At 63.9% G+C, this 10,023-nt stretch carries 9 protein-coding genes and 1 pseudogene; 6 read left to right on the top strand and 4 right to left on the bottom strand.

Going from position 1 to position 10,023, the window contains the following annotated elements; translation table 11 throughout:
* From EOA22_RS14495 to EOA22_RS14485, 3 genes and pseudogenes are all read left to right on the top strand, one after another.
* Positions 1–269, top strand: a pseudogene (locus tag EOA22_RS14495) (branched-chain amino acid ABC transporter permease); the annotation flags it as partial.
* Between the two features lie 4 nt (positions 270–273).
* On the top strand, positions 274–903 hold the full coding sequence (locus EOA22_RS14490) for an FMN-binding negative transcriptional regulator (RefSeq protein ID WP_063170114.1): 630 nt from the start codon (positions 274–276) through the stop codon (positions 901–903).
* A gap of 29 nt (positions 904–932) precedes the next feature.
* On the top strand, positions 933–1,979 hold the full coding sequence (locus EOA22_RS14485; protein WP_063170115.1) for an ornithine cyclodeaminase: 1,047 nt from the start codon (positions 933–935) through the stop codon (positions 1,977–1,979).
* A 12-nt stretch (positions 1,980–1,991) separates the two neighbouring features.
* Here EOA22_RS14485 and EOA22_RS14480 read toward each other — a convergent pair whose 3' ends face one another.
* From EOA22_RS14480 to EOA22_RS14465, 4 genes are all read right to left on the bottom strand, one after another.
* Positions 1,992–3,095 carry an alcohol dehydrogenase family protein gene (locus EOA22_RS14480; protein ID WP_063170116.1) on the bottom strand — a complete coding sequence of 368 codons (1,104 nt, stop codon included), beginning with the start codon at positions 3,093–3,095 and terminating at the stop codon, positions 1,992–1,994.
* A gap of 8 nt (positions 3,096–3,103) precedes the next feature.
* Positions 3,104–4,483: an aspartate aminotransferase family protein gene (locus tag EOA22_RS14475; RefSeq protein WP_063170117.1), complete on the bottom strand. Its 1,380-nt coding sequence runs from the start codon at positions 4,481–4,483 to the stop codon at positions 3,104–3,106.
* 32 nt (positions 4,484–4,515) lie between these two features.
* Entirely contained in the window at positions 4,516–6,009 is a 1,494-nt protein-coding gene (locus tag EOA22_RS14470) for an NAD-dependent succinate-semialdehyde dehydrogenase (protein ID WP_063170118.1), read from the bottom strand.
* A gap of 130 nt (positions 6,010–6,139) precedes the next feature.
* Entirely contained in the window at positions 6,140–6,631 is a 492-nt protein-coding gene (locus EOA22_RS14465; protein ID WP_013530324.1) for an Lrp/AsnC family transcriptional regulator, read from the bottom strand.
* A gap of 82 nt (positions 6,632–6,713) precedes the next feature.
* Here EOA22_RS14465 and EOA22_RS14460 point away from each other — a divergent pair, with 82 nt between their 5' ends.
* The 3 genes from EOA22_RS14460 to ehuB all read left to right on the top strand — a co-directional run bounded on the left by EOA22_RS14460 (position 6,714) and on the right by ehuB (position 9,956).
* Positions 6,714–8,099: a PLP-dependent aminotransferase family protein gene (locus EOA22_RS14460; protein WP_127390045.1), complete on the top strand. Its 1,386-nt coding sequence runs from the start codon at positions 6,714–6,716 to the stop codon at positions 8,097–8,099.
* Between the two features lie 126 nt (positions 8,100–8,225).
* Entirely contained in the window at positions 8,226–9,017 is a 792-nt protein-coding gene (gene ehuA / locus EOA22_RS14455) for an ectoine/hydroxyectoine ABC transporter ATP-binding protein EhuA (protein WP_063170119.1), read from the top strand.
* Between the two features lie 87 nt (positions 9,018–9,104).
* Positions 9,105–9,956 (top strand): ectoine/hydroxyectoine ABC transporter substrate-binding protein EhuB, encoded by an 852-nt coding sequence (gene ehuB, locus EOA22_RS14450; protein WP_013530327.1) that lies wholly within the window; start codon positions 9,105–9,107, stop codon positions 9,954–9,956.
* Positions 9,957–10,023 lie beyond the last annotated feature (67 nt).

The following is a 10,023-nucleotide window of genomic DNA, read 5'->3' as shown; positions in this document are numbered from 1 at the left end:
GGGCGGCGCAGCGTGCCTCGGTCGACCCGCTGATGGGTTTCACGCCGGTGCTGAAGGCGTTTATCGCCGCCGTCGTCGGCGGGCTCGGCAGCTTGCCCGGTGCTGTCGCCGGCGGCTTCCTGCTCGGCATCATCGAGGTGCTGCTGCAAGCGACATTGCCGGGAGCGATCGCGCCCTATCGCGACGCCATCGTGCTGTCGGGCGTCATCGCCGTGCTGCTGGTTCGCCCGCAAGGCCTGATCCCGGCGGTTCGCGCCCAGCGAAGCTGACCTGATGTATACCAAGCCCGAGTTCGCGCCACTGTCGCGCGACGAGGTGTTCGGCCTGATCGAGGCCGCGGCCTTTGCCACGGTGGTGACAGCGGGACCGCAGGGCCTTGTCGTCTCTCATCTTCCCTTCGTGCTCGATCGCGCGCGGGGTGAAAACGGAACGCTGATCTCGCATCTCGCCCGGGCCAATCCGCACAGCACCTTGATCAGCGAAGGCAGGGAGACGATCACTGTCTTCCACAGCCCGCATGGCTACATCTCGCCGTCCTGGTATCCGCGCAATCCGGTGCGCGACAGCGCGCCGACCTGGAACTTTGCCGTCGTGCATTGTCATGGGCATCCGGTGCCGCTCGACGATCACGGCACCGCCCGGCATCTCCTGCAGCTTGTCGACGTGCTGGAGAAGGATCGCGACGATCGCTGGGGCATGCGTGAGCTCGGACCAGGCGGCATGGAGCGGCGCATACCTGGTATCATAGGGTTTGACCTGCCGATCGGGCGGCTCGAAGCCAAGTTCAAGATGGGCCAGGATGAGCGCCTCTACGACACAGGCGGAGCCATCAGGGTGCTGGAGCAAAACGATCCGGCGCTGGCAACAATGATGAAGGCACACAACGCGCATCGCCAGGACTGAGCGCCTGCATGCGGCAAGGATAAGAAAAAATGATCCCCAATCTCAACATCGTGCCCTTCGTCAGCGTCGATCATATGATGAAGCTGGTGCTGAAGATCGGCGTCGAACGCTTCCTCGTCGAACTCGCCGGCTACATCGAGAATGATTTCCGCCGCTGGGAGCTGTTCGACAAGACGCCGCGCGTCGCCTCGCACAGCGCCGAGGGTATCATCGAACTGATGCCGACCAGCGACGGCGAAGTCTACGGCTTCAAATATGTCAACGGCCATCCCAAGAACATGCGCGAGGGACGCCAGACCGTGACCGCCTTCGGCATGCTCGCCGACGTCCACAATGGCTACCCGGTATTGCTGTCCGAAATGACCATCCTGACGGCGCTGCGCACGGCGGCGATGTCGGCTCTGGCCGCCAAGTACCTGGCGCCGGCCGGCTCCAGCTGCATGGCGCTGATCGGCAACGGCGCCCAGGCCGAATTCCAGGCGGTGGCCTTCAAGGCGCTGCTCGGCGTCGACAGGCTGAGGCTTTACGATATCGACCGCTCGGCCACCGAAAAATGCATCCGTAATCTCGCCGGTCTCGGCTTCGACATGGTCGCCTGCGGCACCGCGCAGGAGGCGGTCGAGGGGGCTGACATCATCACCACCGTCACCGCCGACAAGCAGTACGCCACCATCCTCACAGACAACATGGTCGGCTCCGGCGTGCACATCAACGCGGTCGGCGGCGACTGTCCCGGCAAGACCGAATTGCATCGCGATATCCTGCTGCGCTCAGACATCTTCGTCGAATACCCGCCGCAGACCCGCATCGAGGGCGAGATCCAGCAGCTTGCGCCGGATCATGAGGTGATCGAGTTGTGGCAGGTGATGTCAGGCGCCGTGCAAGGCCGGCGCGATTCCGGCCAGATCACGCTGTTCGATTCGGTCGGCTTCGCCATCGAGGATTTTTCGGCGCTGCGCTATGTCAGGGATCAGCTGAAGTCGACCGGCCTCTACCAGGAACTCGACATGCTGGCCGACCCCGACGAACCGCGCGACCTGTTCGGCATGCTGTTGAGGGCGGCCCAGCAGGGTTGAGGCATAGAGTGTTCAGCCAGCCGAACCCCACATGGCATCCGGCACCACCACCAGCTTGCCGACGAAATCCTTGGCAATGAAATCCGCCTGCGCATGGTGGAAATCGGAGAGCTTGTAGACGCCACCGACCAGCGGCCGGATTTTCTTCGCCTCGATGTAACCAACGATGCGACGGAAATCCGCGCGCGTGCCCTGGCTCGAACCATGCAACTGCAACTGCTTGAGATACATGGTCCTGAGATCGAGTTGCACGACCGGACCGGCAATCGCGCCGGCGGTCGTGTAGCGGCCTTCGGGCCTGAGAATACGCAAGAGGTCGTTGAAGATCGCGCCGCCGACCAGGTCGGCCACCACGTCGATCGGTTGGCCGCCGGTCGCTTCAATCACGGCTTGCGGCAGGTCTGCGACGCCACGGGTGATGACCGCCTCGGCGCCGATGTCCAGCACCGCCTGTTCCTTGCCCTTGCCGACGACGGCATAGGGAATGGCGCCGCGCGCCCGTGCCAGTTGCACGATGCCGGAACCGACGCCGCCCGAGGCGCCGGTGACCAGCACGCGCTCGCCGGCCTTCAAGCCGGCGCGCTCCAGCATCTGTTCGCCGGTCAGGTAAGCGCAGCAGAAGGTGGCGAGTTCGACGTCGCTCATGTCGGTATCGACGACATGCGTATTCTCGGCCGGCACGGCCTGGTATTCGGCGTAGCCGCCGTCGCGGCCATGGCCCATATAGTCGATGTCGGCGAGCGAATCGTCGTCGCGATTGTAGATGGAGAAATCGACCATCACCCGTTCGCCGATACGCTCCGGCGACACGCCTTCGCCGACGGCGGCGATGGTACCGACGGTGTCGGTGCCCTGGATGCGCGGGAAAACAAGCGTGTTGCCCTGGCGCCGCCATGTCGACACGGCGGCAGCGTCCTCCTCCGTGCCATAGGCGCCCTGGCGCACCCAGACATCGGTGTTGTTCATGCCGCAAGCGCTGACCTTGACCAGCACTTCACCTGGCGCAGGCGCGGGCACTTTCACATCGCTGCGGTAGACGAGTTTTTCCGGCCCGCCGTGCCCGACAAGCAGCACGGCGGCCATGGTGGCGGGGAGGGTTCTGGTCATGGCATTCATAGTCGATCTCAGAGATTGGCAAACACGCTCTTGACCGCATCGGCGGTCTTCGACACGACGATGTCGGCTTCCTCGCGGGTCAGGCAGAGCGGCGGCGCGAAGCCAAGAATGTCGCCCTGCGGCATGGCGCGGCCGATGACGCCGCTTGCGGCAAGCGCTGTCGCCACCTGCGGTCCGATCTTCTGCGAAGCGTCGAAGAACACCCGGTCGTCCTTGTCGGCAACGAATTCCACCGCTGCCAGCATGCCGTCGCCGCGGACGTCACCGACATTCTTGTGGCCGCCGACCGCCTTGGCCAGCTCGGCGCGGAAATAGGCGCCGGTCTCCTTGGCATTTGTCACAAGATCCATCTCGTCGATCAGCTCGAGATTGGCGACGCCGGCGGCAACGCAGATCGGATGTGCCGAATAGGTCCAGCCATGGCCGAGCGAACCGAGCTTGTCGGAGCCCTCAACCAGCACCTGCCACATCTTGTCGGCGACGATGACGCCCGACAGCGGCGCATAGGCCGAGGTCAGGCCCTTGGCGATGGTGATCAGGTCCGGCTTGATGCCGTAATGGTCGGAGCCGAACATGGTGCCCAGTCGGCCGAAGCCCGTCACCACTTCGTCGGCGACCAGAAGCACGTCGTACTTCTTCAACACCGCCTGGATCTTTTCCCAATAGCCGGCCGGCGGCGGCACGATGCCGCCAGTGCCGAGGATCGGCTCGCCGATGAAGGCAGCGACGGTTTCCGGGCCTTCGGCCAGGATCATCTCCTCGAGCTTGTCGGCACAATGCTGCGAAAACTGCTCCTCGCTCATCGAACGGTCGGCGCGGCGGAAGTAGTAGGGTGCCTCGGTGTGCAGGATCGGCGCGCGCGGCAGGTCGAAGGCGTTGTGGAACAGGTCGAGCCCGGTCAGCGATCCCGTCATCACGCCCGAGCCGTGATAGCCGCGCCAGCGCGAAATGATCTTCTTCTTCTCCGGCCGGCCGAGCACGTTGTTGTAGTACCAGATCAGCTTGATGTTGGTTTCGTTGGCATCCGAACCGGAGAGGCCGAAATAGACCCGCGACATGCCCTGCGGCGCGCGATCGATGATCATCTTGGCCAGCGTGATCGAGGCCTCGGTACCGTGGCCGACATAGGCGTGGTAATAGGCGAGGTTCTTCGCCTGGGCGGCGATGGCGTCAGCGATCTTCTGGCGGCCGTAGCCGACATTGACGCAATAGAGCCCGGCGAAGGCATCGAGGCTCTTCCTGCCATTGTTGTCCCACACGGTGACGCCTTCACCGCCGGCCATGATGCGTGTCGGGCTTTCGCCCCGCGCGTGCGTGCCCATATGGGTCGAGGGATGGAAGAAGTGGTCGCGATCCCAGGCGGCGAGTTCGTTGGACTGGTCGAGCATTTTTTAACTCCTTGAGGGATGGCAGGACGAACCTAGGCGACGTCCAGACAGAGATACTTCAGATCGGTGAAGGCTTCGAGCCCGTGGCGCGAGCCTTCGCGCCCGATGCCCGATTGCTTGACGCCGCCGAACGGGATCGGCGCGCCGGTGATCTTGACGCGGTTGATGGCGACCATGCCGTAGTCGAGCGCGCGGCCCATGCGCTGCTGCCGGCCACCATTCTCGGTCACGACATAGGCGACGAGGCCATACTCGGTGGCGTTGGCGCGGGCAATCACGTCATCCTCGCTGTCGAACGGCGTCACGGCGGCAACCGGGCCAAACGTCTCCTCGCGCATGATCAGCGCTTCGTCACTGACATCGGCCAGCAGCGTCGGCTGGTAGAACAGCGGGCCGGCCTGGTGCCGTTTGCCCCCGGTGAGGCAGCGCGCGCCGTGAGCGATGGCATCGGCGACCTGTTCCTCCACCTTCTTGATGGCGCGCTCATGCATCAGCGGCCCGATGTCGATCTTCTCGGCTAGGCCATTGCCGGTCCGCAGCGTCTCGATGCGCTTGGCGAAGGCGGCGCAGAACCGATCGTAGATCGGACGCTGGACGTAGATGCGGTTGGCGGCGAGGCAGTCCTGGCCCGACGTGGCGAATTTGGCGTCGATGGCGATATCAACCGCTTTGTCCAGATCTGCATCGGCAAAGACGATCAGCGGGGCATGACCGCCAAGCTCCATCACCAGCCGCTTCATGGTCGGCGCGCTCTGGGCGGCGATCAGCCGGCCGATCTCGGTCGAGCCGGTGAAGCTCATGGCACGCACGCGCGGATCTTCGCACATCCGGCCGACGATCGTCGAAGCCTTGCCGGTGACGATGTTGAAGACGCCCACGGGCAGGCCGGCGCGTTCGCCGAGTTCGGCCAGCGCCAGCGCCGACAGCGGCGTTTCCGAGGACGGATGCGCGACGATGGTGCAGCCGGCGGCAAGGGCGGCGGCCGCCTTACGGGTCAGCATGGCCGACGGAAAATTCCACGGCGTGACAACGCCGACGACGCCGAGCGGCTCGCGCCGCACCATCATCTCGGCGTTCGGCAGATGGCTGGTGACGCTCTCGGCGTTCGGGCGTTTTGCTTCTTCGGCATACCATTCGACGAAGGAGGCGGCGTAGTCGATCTCGCCCAGCGATTCCTGCAGAGGCTTGCCCTGTTCAAGCGTCATCAGCAGAGCCAGATCATCCTTGGCGCCGACGATCAGCTCGAACCATTTTCGTAAAATTTTCGAGCGCTCCTGCGGCAACAGCGCCCGCCAGGCCGGGAAGGCGCGCGCCGCGGCATCGATCGCCTTTGTCGTCTGCCGGCCATCGAGCGCGGCGACGAAAGCGACGGTCGTGCCGGTGGCCGGATCGGTGACCTCGAAGCTTTCGGCAGCCTCGCTTGCGGTCCAGTGGCCATCGACATAGGCCAGTTCGCGCAGCAGCCGGCGGTCGGCGAGGCCGTCGAGCGCTTCATGGCGATGCGAGCGGGCGAAATGCGCGGACATGGTCAAAGCCTCCCGGTTCGGACTGATAAGGGAAGACTATCCGCCCGATGCAGATAGAGAGGCTGTTTGGAAGTCCTGACGTAGAGAGACTCTCTCTATCGGGTTGCCCGGCGAGAGAATCTCTCCGCTCCTATGACGACGCCGGCAAAAGCTCTGCGATGGGCAGCGCCACCTCGTCCTTCACGGTCTTGATGACGATGTAGGTGAAGTAACGATCGATGCCGATCTCGCGGTCCAGCAAGCCATCGACCAGCCGCTGATAGGCGTCGATGTCGCGCGCCATTACTTTCAACAGATAGTCGACGCCGCCGCCGACAGACCAGCAGGCGACGATCTCGGGAACATCGCGTATAACGCGCTCGAAGCGGTCGAAATCGGCCTGGCGGTGGTTTGCCAGCGTCACCTCCATCAGCACGGTGGCAACGGGTGCCACGACGCGCATGGCGATCCTGGCGTGATAGCCCGAGACGATGCCGGCCTTTTCCAGCTTGCGCAACCGCATCCAGCACGGCGTCGGAGACAGGCCGACCTGCTCGGCCAGCGCCAGCTTGGTGATGCGTCCGTCGCGCTGGATGGCGTCGAGGATTTTCAGGTCGATCGGGTCGAGTTTCGCTGATGTCATCAGGGCTCACTTTTTCGTCCGAGTACCATGACGGCGCATTATTTCGATTGTCAATTGCACTGATTTCGATCTCTAATAAGTCATGACATTGTGGCAACCCGATCCCGCGCTTATCCGGCGGCCGGCCTATCAGTCGCTGGCCGACCAGTTCGCGCGCGCCATCCATGACGGACGCCTTGCCAATGGCGCGCGGTTGCCGACCCATCGCAGGCTGGCCGACGACCTCAAGCTTTCGGTGCAGACGGTCAGCCGCGCCTATGAGGAACTGATCCGGCGCGGCCTGATTTCGGGCGAGATCGGCCGCGGCAGCTTCGTCCAGACGCAGCGCCGCGAGCCCGAGCCGCCCTATCTGCCGGAGCGGCTCGGTGAAGTCATCGACCTTTCGATCCTGAAACCGGTCTGCGAGCCGATGCATCTTGAGCGGCTGAAGCAGGCACTGGGATGGCTGGCTGAGAACCTGCCGTCGAGTTCAGCACTTTCGTTCGGGCCCAACATGGTGTTTCCCCGCCACCGCGCCGTCGCCGTCGAATGGTTGAGACTGTGCGGCCTCGATGCATCGCCGCAGAACGTCAGCCTGACCAACGGCGCCACCGCCGGCATGACAGTGGCGCTGATGAGCGTCGCGCCGCCGGGCTCTACGGTCGCCACGGAGGCGATCGGCCACCATACGCTGGTGCCGTTGGCACGCTATCTCGGCTTCAACCTGGAAGGCCTGCCGATCGACGACAACGGCCTGATTCCGGAAGCGCTGGACGAGGCCTGCCGGCTTTCCGACATCCGCGCGGTCTTCGTGCAGCCCTCGGTCATCAATCCGACGGCGACGCTGATGGATGCGCGGCGGCGAGAAGAGATCGCCGCGGTCGCGCGCAAGCACGATATCGCCATCATCGAGAACGATGTGCTGGGTCCGCTGGTCGAAGACCGGCCGCCGCCGGTTGCCGCGTTCGAGCCGGAGCGCACGCTCTACGTCACCTCCTTCACCAAGATCACCGTGCCCGGCCTGCGCATCGGCTATCTGGCCGCACCCGACCGCTACGTCGCCGCCGTCGCCAACCGGCATCTGGTTTCGAACTGGATGGCGACGCCGCTGGTGGCCGAGATCGCCACCAAATGGGTGACCGACGGCACGGCGATGGAGCTTGTCCACTGGCAGCGCGCGGCTTTGCGGCGCCGGCAGGATATTGCAGCGCAGGTGCTGGCGGGGGTCGACTATCGCGCCCGGCGAGACGGGCTGCATGTCTGGCTTCAACTGCCCGCGGACCGTGCCGAGGAAAGCTTTGTCGCCCAGGCCCGCCTGCAAGGCGTGGCTATCGCGCCCGGAACATCCTTCCGTATTTCGGGTGCGCCCTGGCACCCGGCGGTGCGTATCTCGCTGGGTTCGACCACCGAGGGGGAACTGCGCGCCGGCCTCGGCGTTGTCACCAAGCTGCTGCTTGGCGATCCGGAGCATCTGCTGCTCGCAATCTAGGTCCGGTTTGCCCGGAAATTGTGGGGAATCAGAATAATTGTCATGATATTATTTTCCCAATTGACATGATTTGGCGCGTTCCGCATCGTTAAGGGGCATAGGCTTCTCCAGCACGGGGAAATACATTTGTCCGCACCAGCGCCCATCATCAAGATCGACAGCATCTCGAAAAGCTTCGGCAGCTTCAAGGTGCTGGACGGCCTGTCGATGCAAGTCATGCCCGGCGAGAAGCTGGCACTGATCGGCCCATCGGGTTCGGGCAAGACGACGATCCTGCGCATCCTGATGACGCTGGAGCGCATCGATGGCGGTCATATCCAGATCGACGGCGAGCAGCTCTATCACATGGAGCGCAATGGCCAGCTGTTGCCCGCCGATGAGCGGCATCTGACAAGGATGCGCCAGAAGATCGGCATGGTGTTCCAGCTGTTCAACCTGTTTCCGCACAAGTGCGTCATGGACAATGTCACGCTGGCGCCGATGCTGACCAAGGGCACGCCGCGTGCCGCCGTCGAAAAGCGGGCGATGGAACTGCTCGAAATGGTCGGCATGGCCGACAAGGCCAAGAACATGCCGGCGCAGCTGTCCGGTGGACAGAAGCAACGCGTGGCGATCGCTCGGGCGCTGGCGCTGTCGCCGAAGATCATGCTGTTCGACGAGGTGACGTCGGCGCTCGATCCAGAGCTGGTCGAGGAGGTGATGAACGTCATGCGCAAGCTCGCCGCCGAGACCGACATGACCATGCTGCTGGTCACCCACGAGATGGGCTTTGCCCATGATTTCGCCGACCGGGTGCTGTTCTTCGATCGCGGCAGGATCGTCGAAGAAGGCAAACCGGACGAGATTTTCCGCAATCCCAAGCAGGAGCGCACGCAAGGTTTCCTGAAGAAGATCATCGCGGCCGGACATCGGGTCTGACCGCAATGCCCAGGGCGACGAAGTCGTCCCGAGGCGGCGAGGGCCGCCATGCAACAAAGCAAGACAAGAAACAAGGAGTTGGGAACAATGAACAAACTTGGCATTCTGGCCGGCGTTGCCGGTCTTGCACTGACGGCGGTGCTGGCCGCCTCGATCCCCGGTTCGGCCGATGACAGCAAGCTCGAGCAGCTCAAGGCGCAAGGTTTCGCCCGCCTCGCCATCGCCAACGAGCCGCCCTATACGGCGGTCGCCGCCGACGGCAAGGTTTCGGGTGCCGCGCCTGATGTGGCCCGCGAGATATTCAAGCGGCTCGGCGTCGCCGACGTTGCCGCTTCGATCTCCGAATATGGCGCCATGATCCCCGGCCTGCAGGCCGGTCGCTTCGATGTCGTCACCGCCGGCCTGTTCATGAAGCCGGAGCGCTGTGCTGCGGTCGCCTATTCGGAACCCGTGCTGTGCGACGCCGAGGCGATGCTGGTGAAGAAAGGCAATCCAAAGGGTTTCAAGAGCTATGAGGATGTCGCCAAGGATACGACTGCGACCATCGGCGCGCCGGGCGGCGGCACCGAGGAGAAGCTCGCGCTCAATGCCGGCGTGCCACGCGATCGCGTCATCGTCGTGCCGGATGGCCAGAGCGGCGTGAAGATGCTCCAGGATGGCCGCATCGACGCTTATTCGCTGCCCGTCCTGTCGATCAATGATCTGGTCAAGAAGGCCAACGATCCGAACCTCGAAGTCATCGCTCCGGTGCAGGGCGCACCGGTCTATTGCGACGGCGCCGCTTTCAAGAAGGGCGACGAGGCACTGCGCGACGCCTTCGATGTGGAACTGGCCAAGATGAAGAAATCGGGCGAGTTCGCCAAGATCATCGAGCCCTACGGCTTCTCGGCGGCAGCCGCGATGTCGACCAGCCGCGACAAGCTCTGCGCGGCGAAGTGATCCTTCCTTCTCCCCGTTCAACGGGGAGAAGGTGTCACGAAGTGACGGATGAGGGGCGGCGCCAAAC

Source organism: Mesorhizobium sp. M7A.F.Ca.US.014.04.1.1, from assembly GCF_003998745.1.
GTDB lineage: Bacteria > Pseudomonadota > Alphaproteobacteria > Rhizobiales > Rhizobiaceae > Mesorhizobium > Mesorhizobium ciceri.
The sequence above is the reverse complement of the archived record's forward strand: the minus strand, read 5'-3'. Positions and strand labels throughout refer to the sequence as shown.

Coding starts and splice junctions, on each gene's coding strand:
- ehuB (WP_013530327.1), top strand. CDS start 9,105: ATGAACAAACTTGGCATTCTGGCCGGCGTTGCCGGTCTTGCACTGACG.
- EOA22_RS14460 (WP_127390045.1), top strand. CDS start 6,714: ATGACATTGTGGCAACCCGATCCCGCGCTTATCCGGCGGCCGGCCTAT.
- EOA22_RS14475 (WP_063170117.1), bottom strand. CDS start 4,483: ATGCTCGACCAGTCCAACGAACTCGCCGCCTGGGATCGCGACCACTTC.
- EOA22_RS14470 (WP_063170118.1), bottom strand. CDS start 6,009: ATGTCCGCGCATTTCGCCCGCTCGCATCGCCATGAAGCGCTCGACGGC.
- EOA22_RS14490 (WP_063170114.1), top strand. CDS start 274: ATGTATACCAAGCCCGAGTTCGCGCCACTGTCGCGCGACGAGGTGTTC.
- EOA22_RS14485 (WP_063170115.1), top strand. CDS start 933: ATGATCCCCAATCTCAACATCGTGCCCTTCGTCAGCGTCGATCATATG.
- EOA22_RS14465 (WP_013530324.1), bottom strand. CDS start 6,631: ATGACATCAGCGAAACTCGACCCGATCGACCTGAAAATCCTCGACGCC.
- EOA22_RS14480 (WP_063170116.1), bottom strand. CDS start 3,095: ATGAATGCCATGACCAGAACCCTCCCCGCCACCATGGCCGCCGTGCTG.